The organism is Bacteroides mediterraneensis, assembly GCF_900128455.1.
In the GTDB taxonomy this organism is placed as follows: Bacteria; Bacteroidota; Bacteroidia; order Bacteroidales; family Bacteroidaceae; genus Phocaeicola; species Phocaeicola mediterraneensis.
The window spans coordinates 2,405,997-2,425,943 of the sequence record NZ_LT635783.1 but is presented as its reverse complement, the minus strand read 5'-3'; the positions used below and the strand labels follow the sequence as shown (position 1 = coordinate 2,425,943).

18 protein-coding genes are annotated in these 19,947 nt (G+C 48.5%); 3 read left to right on the top strand and 15 right to left on the bottom strand.

What is annotated here, in order from left to right:
- Positions 1-152 precede the first annotated feature (152 nt).
- Together yidC and BQ7480_RS10140 are read right to left on the bottom strand one after the other, a co-directional pair.
- Complete coding sequence (gene yidC / locus BQ7480_RS10145; RefSeq protein ID WP_072542749.1) at positions 153-2,009, bottom strand: membrane protein insertase YidC; 1,857 nt, start codon at positions 2,007-2,009, stop codon at positions 153-155.
- A 29-nt stretch (positions 2,010-2,038) separates the two neighbouring features.
- On the bottom strand, positions 2,039-3,637 hold the full coding sequence (locus tag BQ7480_RS10140; protein WP_072542748.1) for a CTP synthase: 1,599 nt from the start codon (positions 3,635-3,637) through the stop codon (positions 2,039-2,041).
- A gap of 333 nt (positions 3,638-3,970) precedes the next feature.
- Here BQ7480_RS10140 and BQ7480_RS10135 point away from each other — a divergent pair, with 333 nt between their 5' ends.
- Both BQ7480_RS10135 and BQ7480_RS10130 read left to right on the top strand, forming a co-directional pair.
- Positions 3,971-5,440, top strand: coding sequence for a DUF3078 domain-containing protein (locus BQ7480_RS10135; RefSeq protein WP_072542747.1), 1,470 nt, complete (start codon positions 3,971-3,973; stop codon positions 5,438-5,440).
- Between the two features lie 28 nt (positions 5,441-5,468).
- A complete protein-coding gene (locus tag BQ7480_RS10130; RefSeq protein WP_072543985.1) occupies positions 5,469-6,089 on the top strand; it encodes a trimeric intracellular cation channel family protein in 621 nt (206 codons plus the stop codon).
- Between the two features lie 4 nt (positions 6,090-6,093).
- Here the strand turns inward: BQ7480_RS10130 and mtgA are convergent, their stop codons facing one another.
- The 7 genes from mtgA to pyrB all read right to left on the bottom strand — a co-directional run bounded on the left by mtgA (position 6,094) and on the right by pyrB (position 11,664).
- The gene (gene mtgA / locus BQ7480_RS10125) at positions 6,094-6,789 is read right to left on the bottom strand and encodes a monofunctional biosynthetic peptidoglycan transglycosylase (protein WP_072542746.1); all 696 of its coding nucleotides are present in this window, start codon (positions 6,787-6,789) and stop codon (positions 6,094-6,096) included.
- An 86-nt stretch (positions 6,790-6,875) separates the two neighbouring features.
- Entirely contained in the window at positions 6,876-7,592 is a 717-nt protein-coding gene (locus BQ7480_RS10120) for a YiaD family glycine zipper/OmpA-like lipoprotein (RefSeq protein WP_072542745.1), read from the bottom strand.
- 18 nt (positions 7,593-7,610) lie between these two features.
- Positions 7,611-8,891 carry a serine hydroxymethyltransferase gene (gene glyA, locus BQ7480_RS10115; protein ID WP_072542744.1) on the bottom strand — a complete coding sequence of 427 codons (1,281 nt, stop codon included), beginning with the start codon at positions 8,889-8,891 and terminating at the stop codon, positions 7,611-7,613.
- Positions 8,892-8,920: 29 nt separating this feature from the next.
- Complete coding sequence (locus tag BQ7480_RS10110) at positions 8,921-9,658, bottom strand: porin family protein (protein WP_083581796.1); 738 nt, start codon at positions 9,656-9,658, stop codon at positions 8,921-8,923.
- Positions 9,659-9,665: 7 nt separating this feature from the next.
- On the bottom strand, positions 9,666-10,232 hold the full coding sequence (locus BQ7480_RS10105) for a flavin reductase family protein (RefSeq protein ID WP_072542743.1): 567 nt from the start codon (positions 10,230-10,232) through the stop codon (positions 9,666-9,668).
- 3 nt (positions 10,233-10,235) lie between these two features.
- Complete coding sequence (gene pyrI, locus BQ7480_RS10100; protein WP_072542742.1) at positions 10,236-10,700, bottom strand: aspartate carbamoyltransferase regulatory subunit; 465 nt, start codon at positions 10,698-10,700, stop codon at positions 10,236-10,238.
- 22 nt (positions 10,701-10,722) lie between these two features.
- Entirely contained in the window at positions 10,723-11,664 is a 942-nt protein-coding gene (gene pyrB, locus BQ7480_RS10095) for an aspartate carbamoyltransferase (RefSeq protein WP_072542741.1), read from the bottom strand.
- A gap of 193 nt (positions 11,665-11,857) precedes the next feature.
- On the opposite strand from pyrB, the gene BQ7480_RS10090 reads away from it, so the two are divergent.
- Positions 11,858-14,185 carry a transglycosylase domain-containing protein gene (locus BQ7480_RS10090; protein WP_072542740.1) on the top strand — a complete coding sequence of 776 codons (2,328 nt, stop codon included), beginning with the start codon at positions 11,858-11,860 and terminating at the stop codon, positions 14,183-14,185.
- Between the two features lie 103 nt (positions 14,186-14,288).
- Here BQ7480_RS10090 and BQ7480_RS10085 read toward each other — a convergent pair whose 3' ends face one another.
- The 6 genes from BQ7480_RS10085 to BQ7480_RS10060 all read right to left on the bottom strand — a co-directional run bounded on the left by BQ7480_RS10085 (position 14,289) and on the right by BQ7480_RS10060 (position 19,940).
- Complete coding sequence (locus BQ7480_RS10085; RefSeq protein ID WP_083581795.1) at positions 14,289-14,804, bottom strand: UpxY family transcription antiterminator; 516 nt, start codon at positions 14,802-14,804, stop codon at positions 14,289-14,291.
- Positions 14,805-15,011: 207 nt separating this feature from the next.
- A complete protein-coding gene (locus tag BQ7480_RS10080; RefSeq protein WP_083581794.1) occupies positions 15,012-15,452 on the bottom strand; it encodes a lipocalin-like domain-containing protein in 441 nt (146 codons plus the stop codon).
- A 20-nt stretch (positions 15,453-15,472) separates the two neighbouring features.
- A complete protein-coding gene (locus BQ7480_RS10075; protein ID WP_072542739.1) occupies positions 15,473-16,960 on the bottom strand; it encodes a capsule assembly Wzi family protein in 1,488 nt (495 codons plus the stop codon).
- A gap of 14 nt (positions 16,961-16,974) precedes the next feature.
- Positions 16,975-18,051, bottom strand: coding sequence for a GumC domain-containing protein (locus tag BQ7480_RS10070; RefSeq protein ID WP_072542738.1), 1,077 nt, complete (start codon positions 18,049-18,051; stop codon positions 16,975-16,977).
- Positions 18,052-18,090: 39 nt separating this feature from the next.
- Positions 18,091-18,897 (bottom strand): glycosyltransferase family 2 protein, encoded by an 807-nt coding sequence (locus tag BQ7480_RS10065; RefSeq protein WP_072542737.1) that lies wholly within the window; start codon positions 18,895-18,897, stop codon positions 18,091-18,093.
- Positions 18,898-18,905: 8 nt separating this feature from the next.
- Positions 18,906-19,940 (bottom strand): glycosyltransferase family 4 protein, encoded by a 1,035-nt coding sequence (locus tag BQ7480_RS10060; RefSeq protein ID WP_072542736.1) that lies wholly within the window; start codon positions 19,938-19,940, stop codon positions 18,906-18,908.
- Positions 19,941-19,947: the final 7 nt, after the last annotated feature.

Genomic DNA, 19,947 nt, shown 5'->3' with positions numbered 1-19,947 from the left:
AATTTTTAGAGTATGCGAGTCTTTGTACGCGTTTCCGTCGTGCAAAGGTAAGATAATAAATGGAAAAAGAGAAGGCGAAAAGAAAAAGAGCGGAACGAAAGGCCTTCGATTGCCTTTCTGTTCCGCTCTTTCTGTTCCCTTTCGGGGCGTTTTTATTTCTTCTTGTTCAGGTGCTCCTGACGTTCTTTCTGCAAGCGTTCCTGTTCTTTCTGCAGGGCTTCCAGTTTGGCCATCAGTCCGCTGGCTTTCTGCTGTGAAGGTTCCTTCTTGTTGGCTTCCAGCTGGGCGAGCAGTTTTTTCTCGTCGGTCATACGGCGCATAATCCACATGGTGATGATACCAATCAGACCGGAGATGAAGTAGTAGTAGCTCAATCCCGATGCATAGTCGTTGAAGATGAAGAAGAACATCACGGGCATGATGTACATCATCCATTTCATGGCAGCCATCTGCGGGTTGTTGCCCATGTCCTGCTGCTTCATCATGATAATCTGGTTCAAGACTGTGGTGATGCTGAACAACAGACAGAACAAGCTCAGGTGGTTACCCAGCAACGGAATGTGGTAGCTCCAGCTAATCAGGTCATCGTATGCCGAGAGGTCGGTTGCCCACAGGAATCCTTGCTGGCGAAGCTCGATGGCATTCGGCACGAAGAAGAAGAGAGCCATGAACACCGGTGTCTGCAACAGCATCGGCAGACAGCCTCCCATCGGGCTGACATTGTACTGTCGGTAGAGGGCCATGGTTTCCTGCTGTTTTTTCAGGGCATCTTCCTGTTTCGGATATTTGGCATTGATTTTGTCCACATACGGTTTCAGGGCTCGCATCTTGGCCGAGGAAATAAAGGACTTCCAGGTAGTGGGAAGTACCAGTACCTTGACGATGATGGTCATGAGCAGGATTACCATACCCATGCTCAGTCCCCAACCCGACAACCAGTCGAACAGGTTGATGGTAAACCAGCGGTTGATGAGTCGGATAATCGGCCATCCCAGGTAGACCAAATCTTCCAGTTCCTGGTCTTTGTCCTTAAAGCTCAAGTCGTTGCTGGCAAGCAAAGTCTTGAAGTGATTCGGACCGAAATAGAACTGCAGGTGTGAGGCCTTGGCACCCGTCGGGTCGAAAGCCGTTTTCATGTCGGCAGTATAGTTTTTCATATAACCGCTGCCTTGCTGTTCCATCTTGGATTCGAGGGTAGCATTGTCGAAGTTCTGCTCGGCCATGAAGACGCAAGAGAAATACTGGTTCTTGAAGGCTACCCAGTCGAGAGCTTCCGGAATGGTTTCTTTGGCATCCTTTGTCTCGCTCAGGTAGTCGAAGCTGTCGTCCACCGGCTTATAGGTCAGCGAGGTGTAACGCTGTTCGAAGTTGTAGCCTTTCTCCATCTGGCGGGCCCGCTGTTTCCATTCGATGCTCATCGTCTTGGTGGAAGGAGAGAAGAAATTCTGCAAGCCGCTGGCCTGGATGGTGAAGTCTACCATGTAGGAATTCGGCAGCAAGCGGTAGTTGAAATCCAAGTGTCCGCCGTTGGCCGCATTCAACCGCATGGTCACGGTGGAGTCGGTCACGTTGGTTGCCTCGAAATACATCTGGTCGCTCAGGATGTTTTCTCCTTTTCCTTCGAAGCCGAAATTCATGGAAGCATCTTTGCCGTCGAAAAGAACGAGCGGCTGTTTCTTCTGGTCTTTATACTCTTTCAACAAGGCCTTGCTTACCCGTCCGCCTTTGTTGGAGAAGGTCAGCTGCACCAAGTCGTTTTCCAGTACGGTGAACTGTTCCGTACCTTGTGCAGACTGGAAGAAGAGGGAGGAACTGTCCGGGCGTGCAGCTTCTACGGCTGCCGCGGCCTTTTTCTCCTGTACTTCCTGCTGTTGCTTGATGACCTGCTGGATAGAGTCTTGATAGTGCTGTGCGCGTGCTCTTTCTTCCTGGCTGGGGCGGTTGTAGATACCAAAACCTACAATTACCGCTCCAATCAGGACAAAGCCCACTAACGTGTTTTTGTCCATTTCTGTTTTTTTACAATGTTATTTTTGACTTACTTGTTGATGGCTGCCTTGATGAAGGACAGGAACAACGGATGGGGTTTCAGTACCGTACTGCTGTATTCCGGATGGAATTGTGTACCGATGAACCATTTCAGGGTCGGGATTTCGATGATTTCCACCAGGTCTGATTCCGGATTGATACCTACGCACTTCATGCCGGCCTTTTCGAATTCTTCCTTGTAGCTGTTGTTGAATTCGTAGCGATGACGGTGGCGTTCCTGAATGTGCTCGCTCTGGTAAGCCTGATAGGTTTTGGAAGTCGGGTCGATGACGCACTCGTAAGCTCCCAGACGCATGGTACCTCCCATGTTGGTGATGGATTTCTGTTCCTCCATGATGTCGATGACATTGTGCGGAGTCTTTTCGTCCATCTCGCGGCTGTTGGCATCGGCATAACCCAGTACATCGCGGGCAAATTCGATGGCCATGCACTGCATACCCAGACAGATTCCGAAGGTCGGCACATTGTGTGTACGGCAATATTTGATGGCGATGAATTTACCTTCGATACCGCGCTGGCCGAATCCTGGACAGATGATAACTCCGTCCATGTCGTTCAGCTTTTCTTCAATGTTTTCTTCTGTCAGGTTCTCACTGTTGATGAAGTGGATGTCTGCCTTGCGGTCGTTGTAGGTAGCCGCCTGTGAAAGGGCTTCGAGGATAGATTTGTAGGCGTCCTGCAAATCGTATTTCCCTACCAGGCCGATTTTTACCTTTTCAGTGGCATTGTGACGGCGGTTCAGGAAGTCTCTCCACGGGCCGAGGGTCGGGGTTTCGCCTACCGGAAGTCCCATCTTTTCCAGAATGGTGACATCAAGCTTCTGTTCCTGCATGCGCAAAGGTACTTCGTAGATGGTCGGCATATCCATAGACTGGATAACGGCGCTTTCGTCTACGTTACAGAACAAAGCGACTTTCTTGCGCAGGTTTGTGCTCAGTTCGTGTTCGGTACGCAACACCAGAATGTCCGGCTGGATACCTACTGACTGGAGTTCCTTGACAGAGTGCTGGGTCGGCTTGGTCTTCAGCTCTCCGGCGGCAGCCAGATAAGGCACGTAGGTAAGGTGTACGCACAAAGCGTTTTTGCCCAGCTCCCTTTTCAGCTGGCGGATACTTTCCAAATAAGGGAGTGATTCGATATCACCCACTGTTCCTCCGATTTCAGTGATAACAAAGTCGAATTTGTACTTGTTACCCAGCAGTTTGACATTGCGCTTGATTTCATCGGTGATGTGAGGGATAATCTGGATGGTCTTACCCAGATAGTCACCCCGGCGTTCCTTGTCGATTACACTCTTGTAGATACGGCCGGTAGTAATGTTGTTGGCTTTGGTGGTCTGGATACCCAGGAATCGTTCATAGTGTCCCAAGTCGAGGTCGGCTTCGTGTCCGTCTACGGTTACGTAGCATTCTCCGTGTTCATAAGGGTTCAGAGTTCCCGGGTCGATGTTGATATACGGGTCGAACTTCTGGATGGTTACGCTGTAGCCTCTGGCCTGCAGCAACTTACCGATAGATGATGAGATGATTCCTTTTCCCAGTGAAGAGGCCACACCACCTGTTACGAAAATATACTTTGTTTCTGCCACAATATGAATATTTAAAAATTAAATCCCAATAAAACCGTCCGTCTTCCTTGTTTCTTCCAGAAAACGGTTGCGGGGTCACTTGGAACATATTTTCTTCCAAGCGTGAAGAACTACTTCTTCAAAGTTGCAAAATTAGGAAAAAAAGCTGAACCCACAAAGGCAGAGAGAGTAAAACCTTATTTTGGTTGAAATATCCGCATGGTTTTGGACTAGTGGCAGGGTCTTTTAAACAAAGGATGCAGGAAATTTGTTTATTGTATAATTACTCGTTGAAAAAACGGTGTTCTTTTAGAAAAAAATCGTACTTTTGCACAAAATGAAGAGTAAAGTAAAATGAGAAAAATAGGCTTATTCGTGATGTCGTGTCTGATGTGTGGTGGGTTAGCGGCACAAGAAATTGAGATTTCCTCGGATACAATCCGTAGTGAGATGGATTCACTTCAGCTGACATCTCCGGCTTTAGCAACCCCGAAGGCAGCTAAAGCGGGAAAACAAGTGATAGCTTCTTCCCCCAAAAAGAATGTACCTTCTTTGGAAGTGCTTAATTTCTGGCAGATGCTGCAGAATTTTCGCAAGGACTACGATGCACAGCTAGAACGTTGGGATGACATTTATCTGTTGATTACAGGGATTCGTCCGAATCCGGATTATTATAAGTTGTCCATGCCGGCTACTTATTATGAAGCTCCCATTGAGCAAGCATTCAGTATTTCAGATTGGAAACCTGAAATACCTTTTATAAAGGAAGACACGTTGAAGAAGCAATTGCCTCAGCTGAAGGATTTACGTCATTCCCAGCAGGTAGATAGGTTCGTGAACCGCCAGTTGCTTTCTTTTTACTTGGAGTATCCCAAACTGGTGAAGCAGAATGAAGAGAATCTGGAGGGCCTGAAGCCTATTTATGGCGAGATTCTGGTGGATGAGCCGAGAAAGGAGAACTTGCTCGACATGATGCAGAATGACGAACTGCCCAATCAGGTGACAGAAAAGGATTTGTTGGTTATCAAGCCCAATTTCTGGACATTGGGTGGAAACGGTTATCTGCAGTTCTCACAGAATTATATTTCGGGTAACTGGTACAAAGGAGGTGAAAGTACGAAATCTTTACTTTCCGGATTTACCTGGCAGGCAAACTATGATGACAGACAACGTATTCAGTTTGAAAATAAGATTGAATGGAAACTGGGATTCGTGACGGCACCATCCGATACGGTACACAGTTACAAGGCTAATAATGACTTGTTACGTTTAAGCTCCAAACTCGGTTATAAAGCTTTCAGTACCTGGTATTATACTTTATCTGCTGAATTCAAGACCCAGTTCTTTTCTAATTATGACACCAACTCCGACAATCTGGTGTCTGCATTCTTCTCTCCGGCGGAATTGAATATCGGTCTTGGTATGGATTATAAGTATGTGAAGGATGGGGTGTGCAATCTGTCTGTGTTGATCAACCCAATCAACTATACTTTATATAGTGTGGCCAGTGATAGAGTAGACCCGACTAAGTTCAACATTGAGGCCGGACATAAACGGGAAAGTGTATGGGGTTCCCGTCTGGAGTCTACGTTGAAATGGAAGGTCTTCTCCATGCTGATGTGGGAATCTCGTTTTTCTTACACCACAAATTATGAGAAGGTGTTGGCCGAATGGGAAAATACCTTTACATTCTCTATTAATAAGTATCTTTCTACTAAATTGTTCGTGCACGGCCGTTTCGATGATGGAGTGTCACGGGAAGTGGGCGACAGTTATTTTCAGCTGCAGGAATTGCTTAGCTTTGGTTTGAGTTATACTTGGTGAAACATTGACTATGGAAACTTTTCTTCAGATACCTTCGTTTGTAACGATTCTGGATTTTGTGGGGACATTCGCGTTTGCCATTAGTGGCATTCGGCTTGCATCGGCCAAACGTTTTGACTGGTTTGGCGCCTATGTGGTGGGGTTGGCTACGGCCATTGGGGGAGGAACCATCCGTGATCTTTTACTGGATGTGACCCCTGCATGGATGACCGATCCAATGTATTTGATTTGTACGGCGTTTGCCATGTTTTTTGTAATTCTATTTGGAAAGTATGTCATTCGTTTGAACAATACCTTTTTCTTGTTCGATACCATCGGGCTGGCATTGTTCACCATCGTAGGCTTCAGCAAAGCTTATACCTTGGGATATCCTTTCTGGATTGCTATCATCATGGGAAGCATTACAGGAGCTGCCGGTGGAGTGCTGCGTGATATCTTTATCAACGAGATTCCTTTGATTTTCCGTAAGGAAATCTATGCTATGGCTTGCGTAATCGGTGGGCTGGTGTATTGGATTTGCCTGATGCTGGGTGTGGAGTCGGTTCTTTCCCAGATTATTGGAGGGCTCACGGTGTTTTTCACCCGTATCCTTGCGGTGAAATACAAGATAACTCTTCCCATTCTGAAGGGGGACCCCGAGAATCCCTGATGCCTTATTGTTTTTCAGGTGCAGGGAAAGTGGGGACACATTTCATCAGATACATGATTTTACGCTGTCGCTTGTACATGTAGGGGCTGGGATTTCCGGAATTGAATTTCCGGGGATTGGGGAGGCTGGCTGCAATAAGTGCGCACTGCTTGCGGGTCAGTTTAGCGGCCGTGGTGTGGAAGTGGGCTTTGGCTACTGCTTCCGCTCCATAGATACCGTCTCCCATTTCGATGGAGTTCAGGTACACCTCCATAATTCTTTCTTTGTCCCAGATGAGTTCAATCAGTACCGTAAAATACACTTCGAATCCTTTTCTTACCCACGATGAGGATGGCCATAAGAATACATTTTTGGCTGTTTGCTGGCTGATGGTGCTGGCCCCCCTGGCTTTTTTCCGTTTTTTGTTTTCTTCCATCGCCTTGCTGATTTCCTTGAAGTCGAAGCCGTTATGGCTTGCAAAGCGGTTGTCTTCCGATGCGATGACCGCCATGGGGAGATGATGTGATATTTTTTCTTTCGGCACCCAGCGGTGTTTCATGACCGGTTTTTCTCCTTTTGCCAGTTGTTCTACGCTGCGTATCACCATTAGCGGGGTAATGTAGACAGGAATAAACCGGAGAGCAACCACCGAAAGAAGGGTAGAGGCGAAAAAGAAAATAATCAGGTTACGAAGGTATTTGAATATCCGTTTCTTGTTCATTTTGAGTCTGAATGTGTTACATTAAAATTATGCCGGATCCAGAGACCCGGCATAATGTGTCTTTATCGGCCTGATACGGCCTATAATTATTGTAATGTACCTGCTTCAGCCTGTTGAATCATTTGCTGGCTGGCATACATATATACTTCTACACGGCGGTTCTGTTCGCGTCCGGCTGCGGTAGAGTTGTCTGCCACCGGATTCTCTTCACCCATACCAGTAACAGATTTAATCTGGCTGGAGGAAGCACCGCATCCCAGCAGGTAGCTGGATACGCTCTGTGCACGTTCCTGTGACAAATCAAGGTTTTTCTGCTTGCTCTGTTCAGCAGTGCTGTTTTTCCATCCCGTGTTGTCTGTGTATCCGTAGATGGCCACATCCATGTCTTTGTTCTGGTTGAGCACATTGTTGGCAAATTTGCTCAGAGCCGATTTGGCAGAAGTGCTCAGTGTGGCACTGCTTGTGCTGAACAAGATACCAGAGTCGAAGGTTACCTTCACTGCTTGCAAGCCGTTGTTGTCGGTCACTTGTTCCACTTGTGCTCCTTCAATCTGTTCTGCTTGTGCGGCGGCTTTGTCCATTTTCTTGCCAATCAATACGCCGGCGCCGGCACCTACCGCAGTTCCTACAGCGGCTCCGATGGCGGCCCCTTTTCCATGGCCGATGACTCCACCTACCAATGCACCCAATGCAGCACCGCTACCGCCTCCGATTAATCCACCTTTGGCTGTATTTGTCATACCACAACTGCTAAATACCAAGCATGCGCTCAGTAAGATAGCCATAGAATTCATTGTTTTCATTTTTTCCCCTCCGTTTAGTTAATATGCAAATATGGGATAGTTCTTCATGGTTTCATTCACCCGGTGACGTACAGAAGCGATTACTTCCTCGTTGTCTACATTCGACAGGACGGTTTCAATCATTTCCGCAATTTCGTACATCAGGTCTTCCTTTGCTCCACGGGTTGTGATAGCCGGAGTTCCCAGGCGGATGCCGGATGTCTGGAAAGCAGAACGGGTGTCAAACGGAACCATGTTTTTGTTGACTGTGATGTCGGCTGCAACCAGTGCTTTTTCTGCCACCTTTCCAGTCAGGTCAGGATATTTGGTGCGCAAGTCTACCAGCATGGAGTGATTGTCGGTACCTCCCGATACGATGGTGAATCCGCGATCCATCAGGGCCTGGGCCAGTACACGGGCATTTTTCTGTACCTGAATCTGGTATTCCTTGTATTCCGGTTGCATGCATTCGTAGAAAGCAACAGCTTTTGCTGCGATGACATGTTCCAGCGGGCCTCCTTGGATGCCGGGGAATACGGCAGAATCCAGCAGCTGTGACATCATTTTGATTTCACCTTTCGGTGTTTTCTTGCCCCATGGGTTGGGGAAGTCTTTTCCCATCAGGATGATACCTCCACGCGGTCCACGCAACGTCTTGTGCGTAGTAGAAGTCACGATGTGGGCATATTTCACCGGGTTGTCCAGCAATCCGGCTGCAATCAGTCCGGCAGGGTGGGCCATATCAATCATCAGCAAGGCACCTACCTTGTCGGCGATGTCACGCATCCGTTTGTAATCCCATTCGCGAGAGTAGGCAGAACCTCCACCGACAATCAACTTCGGATGTTCCCGCAGTGCGATTTCTTCCATCTGGTCGTAGTCTACACGACCTGTTTCCTTGTTCAGGTTATATTCGCACGGCGTGTACAGAATGCCTGACGTGTTGACGGCGGAACCGTGAGACAGATGGCCTCCGTGGGCGAGGTTCAGTCCCATGAATTTGTCGCCTGGATTCAGTACGGCCAAAAATACGGCTGCATTGGCCTGGGCCCCGGAATGAGGTTGTACGTTGGCCCATTCAGCACCGAAAATCTTTTTGATACGGTCAATAGCCAGCTGTTCGCTTTGGTCAACGACTTCACATCCTCCGTAATATCTTTTTCCAGGGTATCCTTCCGCATATTTATTGGTGAGGCAGGAGCCCATGGCCTGCATGACTTGGTCACTTACGAAATTTTCAGAAGCAATCAGTTCAATACCTTTCAGTTGTCTCTGATGTTCCTTCTCGATGATGTTAAAAATAGAATCGTCTCGTTTCATGATATATTTATTAAAAGTGATAAATCTGATTAAAAAATAACTCCCACAGAAAAACTCAGAATGTTTTTGCGTTGCCGCAGTCGGATTTCTCCTTCGTTATGGGGGGATTCGGTAGTATCTGTATTGTAGGACATGGCCCGGATAGAGTTGTGCAAGCCTATCTCATAGCGGAAGTCAAAAAAAATGTTGGAGACATTGACTGCCAATCCTACCACACCGCTATATTGTAAAGGGTATTGTTCTTCTTTTATTTCCTGCTGATGGAAGCCGGAGAATTCAGTAGAGCTGTGTCGCTTCCATATCCAGGTCACTTTCGGGCCGACAAAGAAAGCCATTCCGTATGGATGTACATCCACGAACTTATAACCGTAGAGGATGGGGACATCAAGGGTGGTCATTTTTTTCTTTATCAAGGCGTTGTCCGACAAGAGCTCTGAATTAGCCAAGGTGAGAGGGATGGACACACTTCCTTGAGTGATGTTGCACGAAAACTCGGGTTGGATAAAGTGATGCTTTTTGATGTTAAACCTACAGAACACTGCGGCAAAATACCCCACCTTGTAATTGTTTTGTGCTTGTTCCAGGTCTTTCCCGTTGATGGATACCTCATCGGTAAAGAACATGGAAGAATTGAAGCCCGCTTTCACCCCTAAATTGAAACGAGGTTGCCGTAGTGTGACCATAGGCGTAGTGGTAGCTTGCGCCTGCAGCTCGCACACTGCTAGCACTCCGCTTCCAATTACGGTGAGTATGGCTTCTTTCATCATATCTGGTTCATTTCTTTTTCTCCACCGACCAGCCGAACTTGCCAATCTTTTCTCCCAGCTCGTAATAGCCGCCGTGGGCATAGACCAGCAAATTGGCACGTGCCAGTTCGAATTTTCCGGTTTCGGTGTTTAGGTATTTGTCATCGGCTTTCACATTGACCACATCGGCGATGAACATGTGGTGAGAACCCAGGGCCACGATTTCCTTTACCCGGCATTCAATGCAGAGGGGAGACTCTTCAATGAGAGGTGCCTGCACCATGGAAGCCTTTCCCGGTGTCAGCTTCATCTCTTTGAATTTGTGGTAGTCTTTTCCGGAGCGTACGCCACACCAGTCTGTCGCAAAAGCCATGTCTTTTGTAGTCAGGTTGATGACGAACTCCATATTTTTCTTCAAAATGGGATAGGAATATCGTTCCGGCCTGACCGAAATATAACACATAGGTGGGTTGGTACAGATTGTACCCACCCACGCTATGGTAATGATATTGTATTCTTCTTCACAACTTCCGCACGTAATCAAGGCGACCGGAAGCGGATAAATCATCGTTCCTGGTTTCCAGTCCTGCTTCATCGTTTACAGCAGTTTGATGTTATCCTTCTGCTGTTCCTTCTCGCAGTAGTGGCATTTCAGCAAGCCCTTTTCCTTGTCAATCACGTGGAACCAGGTTTGCATCGGTTCGTTGTTGGTGATGCATTTCGGGTTGTTGCATTTCACGATACCTTTCAGCTCGTCCGGCATCTCTACCTCTTTCTTTTCCACAACCTCATAGTCACGGATAATGTTCAACTTGATTTTGGAAGCCACTACCGACAACCGGCTGATTTCCTCTTCCGTAAAGAAACGGTCGGCAATCTTGATGATGCCTTTCTTTCCCAGTTTCTTGCTTTCAAAGTTATTTCCGATGGTGATGTTGGCATCTTCATTCTGCAGTCCAAGCAGAGATACCACTGTAAACAGCTTGTTGGATGGTATATGGTCGATAACCGTACCGTTCTTGAGTGCGGCTACCTGTAATTCTTTCTTTTCACTCATAGTCACTTGAATTGAATAGGTTTCCGGATTATTTTTCAGTATCAGCTTTCACCTCGTCGAGTGTGATGCCCAGCACGTCGCAAAGGATGGCCTGACGGGCGTAAAGACCGTTCTTGGCCTGTTGGAAATAGTAAGCTTTCGGGTTGTCGTCCACGTCGTAGGTAATCTCGTTTACGCGAGGCAGCGGGTGGAGGATTCGCAGGTTCGGACGTGTATGTTCCAGCATCTTGTTGTTCAGGATGTACACGTCTTTCACTCTTTCATATTCCATCAGGTCGGTGAAGCGTTCGCGCTGCACACGGGTCATGTACAGGATATCCGCATCTGCGATGGTTTCTTCCGTAAAGTCCGTATGCTCCACATATTTGATGTGATGTTCCTGGCAGTACAGCTTGTATTCGTCCGGCATTTTCAATTCGTCCGGCGCGATGAAGTGGAAAGTAGGGTTGAAATGACGCATCGCCATCAGCAAGGAGTGAACGGTTCTTCCATATTTCAGGTCGCCCACCAGATAGATATTCAGGTTTTCCAGTGTGCCTTGCGTCTTGTAGATGGAATACAAGTCGAGCATGGTCTGTGAAGGATGCTGGTTGGCACCGTCTCCTGCATTGACGATAGGTACAGGGGCTACTTCACTGGCGTAGCGAGCGGCTCCCTCCAGGTAGTGTCGCATCACGATGATGTCGGCATAGTTGCTCACCATCATAATCGTATCCTTCAGGGTTTCTCCTTTGGAAGAACTGGTCACCTTCGGGTCTGTAAATCCGATGACTCTCGCTCCCAGACGGTTGGCTGCCGTTTCAAAACTCAGCCGGGTACGGGTGGACGGCTCAAAGAACAAGGTGGCGACTACTTTTTCGGCCAGCAGGCGGCGGTTAGGTTTCTTTTCGAACTCTCTTGCCATTTCCAGAAGATACAGGATTTTCTCTTTGGAATGTTCGGCGATAGTAACTAAACTTCTATTTTCCATGTTAGCTGTTTTTGATTACTTTTATAATACCGGAGTTCAAAGGTAGGCAAAAAAAATAAAAAATCCACCGTTTTGGAGAGATTTCGGACAACCTTTTCGCATTTAGGAGGATATTGTGGAAAATAAGCCGTTGTTACAAAGATTTTCCGTAAATTTGCGACTTCATAGAAATAATAAAAGAATTGATAAGCGTATGAGAAAGGTCTTTATATATGTATTGTGGGGATTTGTACTCCTCTGCATGCTCGTGGTAGCCATTATTTTTACGGCTATTGCCAAAGGAAAAATTGGTTATGTTCCTCCTGTGGAAGAACTGGAAAACCCGAATCTGAAGTTTGCCACCCAGATTATTTCCGACGACGGAAAATTGTTGGGCACCTGGTCGCTCAGTAAGGAAAATCGTGTGTATGTGGGGTACGAAGAACTCTCTCCCCATTTGGTGCATGCCTTGGTGGCCACCGAGGATGTCCGTTTTGAGGACCATTCCGGTATTGATGCCCGGGCGTTCATGCGTGCGGTCATCAAGCGTGGAATTTTCATGCAGAAGCATGCCGGTGGAGGTAGTACCATCACCCAGCAGCTGGCCAAGCAGTTCTATTCGCCTACGGCCGACAACGTCATGGAGCGTCTGCTGCAGAAACCCATTGAGTGGGTCATCGCTGTCAAGCTGGAACGGTATTACACGAAGGAAGAAATCCTGACCATGTACCTCAACAAGTTTGACTTCTTGAACAATGCCGTAGGTATCAAGACGGCGGCCAAGACGTATTTCGGGAAAGATCCCAAGAACCTGAAGATAGAAGAGGCTGCCACCTTGATAGGCATGTGTAAGAATCCTTCGCTTTATAATCCCCGCCGTTTCAATGAGCGTTCGCGGGGGCGCCGTAATACGGTACTCGACCAGATGCGCAAGGCCGGTTACCTGACACAGGAGGAATGTGATTCTCTTCAGGCACTTCCGCTGGTATTGAAATTCCAACCGGTAGACCATAAAGACGGTCTGGCCACCTATTTCCGTGAATATCTGCGTGGCATCATGACGGCCCACAAGCCGGACCGTAGTGATTATCGTGGCTGGCAGATGCAGAAGTATTATGAAGATTCTTTGGCTTGGGAAACCAATCCGCTTTACGGCTGGTGTGCCAAGAACAAGAAGAAGGATGGTACGAACTACAATCTTTACGTAGACGGGTTGAAAATCTATACCACTATCAACTCTCACATGCAACAGTATGCCGAAGAGGCTGTGTATGAGCATGTAGCGAAATATTTGCAACCACGGTTCTTCAAAGAGAAGAGAGGACGCAAGACGGCTCCTTACACCAATCAGCTCACTCCGGAGGAAGTAGAACAGATTCTGAACCGCTCCGTGCACCAGAGCGACCGTTACCGTACAATGAAGGCCGACGGCTGTTCGGAAGCCGAAATCATGAAGGCTTTCAATACCAAGTATGAGATGTCGGTGTTCTCTTGGGAAGGGGAGAAGGATACCATCATGACACCGCTTGATTCTATCCGTTATTACAAGCACTTCCTGCGGGCCGGATTCATGTCGATGGACCCTATTACCGGTTACGTGAAGGCTTACGTGGGCGGACCGAACTATAATTATTTCCAGTATGACATGGCCATGGTGGGCCGTCGTCAGGTGGGTTCAACCATCAAGCCTTACTTGTATGCGCTGGCCATGGAGAACGGATTCTCCCCTTGCGATGAGGTCCGTAACGTGGAGCAGACGCTTTTTGACGAGAACGGAAAAGCCTGGTCACCCCGAAACAGTTCCAAATCGCATTATGGGGAAATGGTGACCCTGAAGTGGGGTCTGGCCAACTCCAACAACTGGATTTCGGCTTACCTGATGAGCAAGCTGAGTCCGTACGACTTGGTTCGTCTGATACATTCGTTTGGGGTGTTGAACAAGGATATCCAGCCCACGGTTTCTTTGTGTTTGGGACCGTGTGAAATCTCTGTGGGAGAAATGGTAAGTGCCTATACTGCCTTTGTAAATAAAGGTATCCGTACCGCTCCGCTGTTTGTCACCCGCATTGAGGACAACGACGGGAATGTGGTGGCTACCTTCACACCTCAGGTAAACGAAGTCATCAGCGAGTCCACCTCTTATAAAATGTTGGTAATGTTGCGTGCTGTAATCAATGAAGGTACGGGCGGTCGTGTACGTCGTCTGTATGGCATCAAGGCCGATATGGGAGGTAAGACGGGAACCACCAACCGTAACTCCGACGGATGGTTCATGGGCTTCACCCCGTCGCTGGTTTCCGGATGCTGGGTAGGCGGTGAAGAACGAGACATCCATTTCGACACGATGCGCGACGGACAAGGTGCTTCTATGGCATTGCCTATCTGGGGAATCTATATGCAGAAGGTCTATGCCGACAAGTCCTTGGGGTATTCACCCGATGAAACGTTCGACATACCGGGCGACTTTGATCCTTGCAAGGACCGTCTGACAGAAATCGAAGAGGAAAACAATACCCGTCTGGACGATGTGTTCTTCCAGTAAAGAGACGGGCGCAATATAAAAAGAAATGCGGAAAACCACTGTTTCATCAGATGGGTTTTCCGCATTTCTTTTATAACTCAAATCCGTCTCCGGTGTCAAAGGCTTATAACTTCTTGACATACCCCACAGGGATTTCCACGGTGGCATATCCCAAGTGGTCGATACGTATCATTACTTCCGAGTGTCCAGCCAGTTCTACCAGTTCCCCTTGCAGTCCTTTCAACGGCCCTTTGATGACCTCTACCTTTTCTCCCGGAGCCAATGGCTCGTTTTGGAACCGGACGGTTTCTTCCGAATAGTCCAGCATGAACTTGAATTGCTCCATTTCTTCATTCCGGATAATGGCCGGTCTTCTGGAGGCAGGATCTATCAGGCATCCCGTCAATGACGGAAAGTTTTGAAGTAATTCGATGCGCCCTTTCTCGTCCGTACAAATAAAAATCAGCATGGGAATGACCATCTGCTTGATTTTCTTTTTCCGGTCGCTCCATTGGCGGACTACTTCTTGTATGGGCAGGAAGTGAGTGACTCCCAGCGTTTCGAGTTTCTCTGCTGTTTTCTTTTCATGATGCATCCTTACATAAAAGGCATACCAGTGCATCTCTTTGTTTGTTTCCATTCTTTTCTTATCTGGCTGTTGAGGCAGGAATGTTGTCTGTTTCCAGTTGTTTGTTATTGTTTTCAGCTATGCGTCTGCGTGCGGAATTCCTTTTTATTCTTTTCCAAAATCCGGACGGTAAGGCATATTTTAGCTACAAATATAAGCAAAAAGCCTTGACCTCCAACGGGGACAAGGCTTTTTATTCGGATTCGGAAATTTCTTTTGTCAGAATTTTCGGAGTTTCAGCAGGGCATAGTCTGATTCCAGAGTCATCTGCTTGCCATCCGATTCAATGACCTTGAACGTGGTATTGACGTTGTTCAACCCATAGGGATTTAGTTCCCATACTTCTGCCGGACGGGAATTTTCCGGGGTAGCATACGTACTCATCTCCGATAGCCGGATAGAACGGCTGGACTCGTCATATTGGTACCGTCCGCGAAAGGGAGTCAGTCCTTGCGGACCTTGTTTTTCGGCCACTTCCACCACCCATAACTGGATACTGTAGTAAATGCGTGTACACGGATGGACCTCACCGTCTGCTTTGGTGGTAAATTCCAGCAGCTGCCAGTGCCCTTCAATATACCGGTTAATCGGTTCTTTCTCGCAGCTGTTGCATAGGATGGCCAACAGGAGTATACCCCATATAGAGAGAATTTTTTTCATGATTGTCTATGATTTGATTATTAGAAGAGAATGCCTGTCTTTTGGAGGGTCAGCATGCCTCCCGTGGAGTTTCCCAAGTAATTTCCCCGGTCCAGACCCAGTGCCAGTGAGGCTTTCCAGCCTTTGGCCCAAGCGGGGGTATAGGTCACCTCGTAGAGCGAGCTGAACTGTTTGCACTGTTTGTCAAGAGGGGCCTTATAGGTACCCCAGTGTTTGGCGAATGAAACCAGTACCCGGTATCCCCATTCCGGGGAGGGCTGTCCGTTGAAGCCCAGATGATGGGCTGTTACCCGGTTGCTCCGGAAGGTAATGCGGTGGTCGGCGTTGTAGGCCGGTCCCGGAAGGAGAGGGTTTCCCATGCCCATGCCTTGATACTGCCAGGCCCCGTAAAGGTAGTGGTTATAATAATCATCGTCTGCGCTGATTTGATACTCAGGGAATTGTCCCCAGAAACTGTCATATTGCAAGGGACCTGTCTGGTCTTTTGTGCTCAGCCCTTCCCACACCACGCTGCTGATCCATCGGTTTTTGGGAAAAGTGATTTCCAGTCCCAGCTGTCCGTCCTTCCAGCATCCGTATTGCCAGAACATCTGGGAATGGTCCTCAAAATAATGTTCCAGATATGCCCGGAATCTCCATTCGCCCAGATAGTAGTTCAAGGCAAAATTCCAACTGCCCAACATATTCCCTTCTACGTTCACCTGTTCTCCTTCGGGGGTGTCATCTCCTCCAGCCTGTGGCCAGAATGCTTTCCAGTAGGCCTTCAGGTTATTAGGCATGTCGAGCACCTTTTGGTCGCTTCCGTCTGCCAGTTTCAGGTATTTGTCACCCCCAAACTGGGTAGCCATCAGGATGCCGAACTCGAGTTCCAACGGCAGTTTCTCTAGGTTACCCAAACGCATCATCAGCGATTTGCTGTGGTAGAGCACATTCTTTACGTAATATTGTCCGGGCCGTACGAAGTCTTTCTGCCAGCCGTTTTCCGGAAAAGAGCCATAAGCAATGTGCCCTTTGAAGGCGAACCACCCTTTGGTGCCCGGCACATTCAGGTATTCCTTTATTTCTCCTCTGATTTGAGGGACAGGCTGGGTGTTGGGTCCTTCTACCATCATCCCGCTGCTGAGTGCCGTGTTTTTGGCCAGCGGAAATCCGGGACGTTCTTTGCTTCCCACGCTGAGAGTCAGCATTTTCCAGGAGAAGTCACTGTATATCTGGTGGATGGATACGGGTTGTGTATGGTGGATGCCTCCTGCCATGTCCAGACCTGCTTCAATCCGCCATCCGTGCGAAAACTGCTTGTCGTAGGCAATCCCGGCCCGCAGGTAACCCGAGTTGGGGTTGGTGCTCGACAATCCGAAGCGGTTGGCCGTGAGCCACAACGGGGCGTAGGTCCCGTTTCCGCCGGTAGCTCCCAGTTCCAGACGATAGGTGAGAGAGGAAGTGTCGGGTTGTGCTTTTACCAGACCGGCAGACAATATGCTGAACAATAAAAATACATTTAGTTTCATGTGGGGTAGGAAGGTTAGTTTTCTTTTTTCAGGGTACGCTTGAATTGACGGTATGTATCTTTTCCGAAGAGAATCCAAACAGATTCAAGTAGTAAAGCCAGAAAGGCAAAGCCCACCATTATCAGTATCTTTCTGGGAGAGGAAGGTGCCAAGGGTACGGTAGCCGGTTCGACTACCGCAAATACGGGTTTGGCTTCCTGCACCTTTCCACGAAGCACTTGCAGTTGCCCCATGGACTGGCTGTAGATTTGCTCTGCCAGGCTCAGGTTCTTTTGCAGTCTTTCCTTTTCGGTGGTGACCGTCTGGAGGATGACGTTCCGGTTGGCATCGGCAAACCGGGCATAGGCTTGTTGTGCCTCAAAATATTCTTTCTTATATTGTTCGCACAGGCTCAGCTGAAAATCATAATCCTGTTTGGCCTTCCGCGTGCGGTAGTCGGTGATGTACTCCTGTAATTTTTGAACAGCACTGTCGGCCACTACCGCAGCGGCCAGTGGGTCTTGCAACGACACACTGACCTTGGTCATGTTGGTATTCTTGTCGGTTTCCACCTTTAAGACCTTTTTCAGTCGCTCAATGTGTCCGCTTTGAGCGGGTGTGAGATGAAACGGATCGATGGTCCGCACGGTATCGGCTTCTTTGTCTTTAAACAGTGACAGCACCATTCCGGGAGCCTGGGCGATATAACTCCACCAAGGTTTTTTCTCCGTGTCCAGGTAATCATACAGCAGGATTTGCTTCTCTTTCTGGGTCCGAATCGGAATCTGGAGCATCTCCAGGGCAAAAGGATTTGTCTTTACGATTTCCGGAAACATGTTGAAGGTGAGGGCGTCCTCTCCGAAGCCGCTAGAGCCGTTGCCCAATCCGAACATCGAGGCGATACCCGACAGGCCGCTGGTCCCGTTCACCCCCGATTCCGGCGACAGACTCACATCCACCTGATAGGTTTTGGGGAGGCTGAAGCCGACGACGAGTCCGGCCAGAATACCTATGCCTGCCGCTTTATACAGTTTTTTCCGGTGAGAATATAATTTCTGGAATAACACGCTCAGGTCAATTTCCTTTATTTCTTTCTTTTGTATTTCTGCCATTGTAATGAAAGTTATTCGTTGTCTAAAAAAATCTTGAGGTTATTTGCGCAACATTTTCCGGTATATCACACTGCGTAGTCGGTTGGGCGTCAGTCGGACCGTAAGGCGGATGAGCAGGTTGCAGACTAATGTCGGAAGATTTAAAAAGCCCATCCGATAGAAATCTATCTGCGACTTCATGTCGGCAAGGGCATAGCGCCATCCGCCCCGGCGCTTCACCATGCTGGGCGAGAAGCGGAAATAAAGCAGACTCTCCTGCAGGTTGTAGAACCGCGCTCCTTTCCCAAGCATCTTCACCCATAGACGGTAGTCTTCTGGGAATCCTTCGTAACCTCCGGCTTTTAGCACGGCTTCCTTTTTATACATCACTACCGGATGGTTGATGGGGCAGCGGTGCCGGGCGTATTTTTGGATTTCCGCATGCGTTTCCGGCAGTTTCTTGACGGCCAGGATGCGTGTCGGCGTATCTTCAAACTCTTCAATCCAGGCACTGCATATATCCACTTCCGGATGCTGTTCGAACACCTGGAGCTGTTTCTCAAACCGGTCGGGCTTGGCTATGTCGTCCGTGTCCATCCGGGCAATCAAAGGGTAACGGCAATGCTTCAGCCCTTCGTTGAGCGCCTTTCCCAACCCTTGGTTGACCGGCAGGCTGACGGTATGGAGCAGGGGATATTGTTGCTGGTACCGGGCGAGGACGGTTTCCAGCTCTTCCGTCAGAGGCCCGTCCTTCACGAGGATAATCTCCGTGGGAGGTACCGACTGATGCAGGATGCTGTCCAGCGCCTGTGACAAATGGTGTACGTTTTCTTTGTAATAAACCGATAAAAGAACGGATAGCATGATTCTTTTTTCTATGTATGTTGGTAAATCTGGTGGTATCTCTCGTAGAAGGCTTCCGGCGAAAACGCCTGAAGGTATCGTTGGTATAGTTTCTGCCCCAGCTCCGGGCTTCCGGCAGCCTGCTGAAGAGCTTGGACGAGGGAAGGAATCTGTTCCAGCTCGAAGAAAACCACTTCGTCTTGCGGGCAGAGTTCTTCAAAGATGGGAATTCGGGAACAGACCACCTTTTTCCGGTATAAGGCCGATTCCATCAGGGTAAGCCCAAATCCTTCGCTCCGGCTCGGCAGCACGAACACGTCGTAATAGGGTAAAAGACGGTAAGCGTCTTTCCGGTAGCCCAGAAACAATACCCTGTCTGCCACTTGCTCGTCGATGGACAGCTTCTCCAGAGAAGCCTTGCTTTTTCCGTCTCCAGCGATGATAAGTTTGTATCCCGGCAATTTTTTCAAGGCCCTGATTACCTGGTCTATGCCTTTGCGGTCGGTCAGGGCGGCATTGACTCCCAGTGTCACGGCTCCCTGCTTGAATTGCAAAATCTGCTGCCGGGTCTGTACATCCAGCGGAGCTTCCAGAGCCACCTGGCGGGTGTTGTAGGCATAGGTGAGCTTCCGTGCCGGCAACCTGTGGCGGTAATATTGCAGGGCATCCTTGCTTAACGTGACGATGGTATCGTGTCTTCTGAGGGCCAGCATCCATAAATTGCCGACGGTGTAGGCAATGAATTTGTTATATTGGTAGGAGAAGTCGGGAATGATGTAGTTGTGCAGAGTCGTGAGGCAGCGGGCCTTGCACCGTAGAGGTTTGTGCAGGAAAAGATAGCAGTCGGGCCGCAGGCCATGGGAGTGTACGATGTCAAATTCACGGAAATTGATTTTCTGGAAAAAAGAGATTCGTTGGGTTTTGCAGGGAAACAGAATCTCGTCTCCTTCGTCAAAATAATATACCGTACAGTCGTGCCTGTGTTCGGACATAGCCTTGACGAGTTCCAGCACCACGAGGATGGGACCTGTATTGGCGGGTTTGGGAATGAGGTAAGCTATTTTCATAAAGAAA

Coding starts and splice junctions, on each gene's coding strand:
- yidC (WP_072542749.1), bottom strand. CDS start 2,009: ATGGACAAAAACACGTTAGTGGGCTTTGTCCTGATTGGAGCGGTAATT.
- BQ7480_RS10135 (WP_072542747.1), top strand. CDS start 3,971: ATGAGAAAAATAGGCTTATTCGTGATGTCGTGTCTGATGTGTGGTGGG.
- mtgA (WP_072542746.1), bottom strand. CDS start 6,789: ATGAACAAGAAACGGATATTCAAATACCTTCGTAACCTGATTATTTTC.
- BQ7480_RS10120 (WP_072542745.1), bottom strand. CDS start 7,592: ATGAAAACAATGAATTCTATGGCTATCTTACTGAGCGCATGCTTGGTA.
- glyA (WP_072542744.1), bottom strand. CDS start 8,891: ATGAAACGAGACGATTCTATTTTTAACATCATCGAGAAGGAACATCAG.
- BQ7480_RS10110 (WP_083581796.1), bottom strand. CDS start 9,658: ATGATGAAAGAAGCCATACTCACCGTAATTGGAAGCGGAGTGCTAGCA.
- BQ7480_RS10105 (WP_072542743.1), bottom strand. CDS start 10,232: ATGAAGCAGGACTGGAAACCAGGAACGATGATTTATCCGCTTCCGGTC.
- pyrB (WP_072542741.1), bottom strand. CDS start 11,664: ATGGAAAATAGAAGTTTAGTTACTATCGCCGAACATTCCAAAGAGAAA.
- BQ7480_RS10090 (WP_072542740.1), top strand. CDS start 11,858: ATGAGAAAGGTCTTTATATATGTATTGTGGGGATTTGTACTCCTCTGC.
- BQ7480_RS10085 (WP_083581795.1), bottom strand. CDS start 14,804: ATGGAAACAAACAAAGAGATGCACTGGTATGCCTTTTATGTAAGGATG.
- BQ7480_RS10080 (WP_083581794.1), bottom strand. CDS start 15,452: ATGAAAAAAATTCTCTCTATATGGGGTATACTCCTGTTGGCCATCCTA.
- BQ7480_RS10075 (WP_072542739.1), bottom strand. CDS start 16,960: ATGAAACTAAATGTATTTTTATTGTTCAGCATATTGTCTGCCGGTCTG.
- BQ7480_RS10070 (WP_072542738.1), bottom strand. CDS start 18,051: ATGGCAGAAATACAAAAGAAAGAAATAAAGGAAATTGACCTGAGCGTG.
- BQ7480_RS10060 (WP_072542736.1), bottom strand. CDS start 19,940: ATGAAAATAGCTTACCTCATTCCCAAACCCGCCAATACAGGTCCCATC.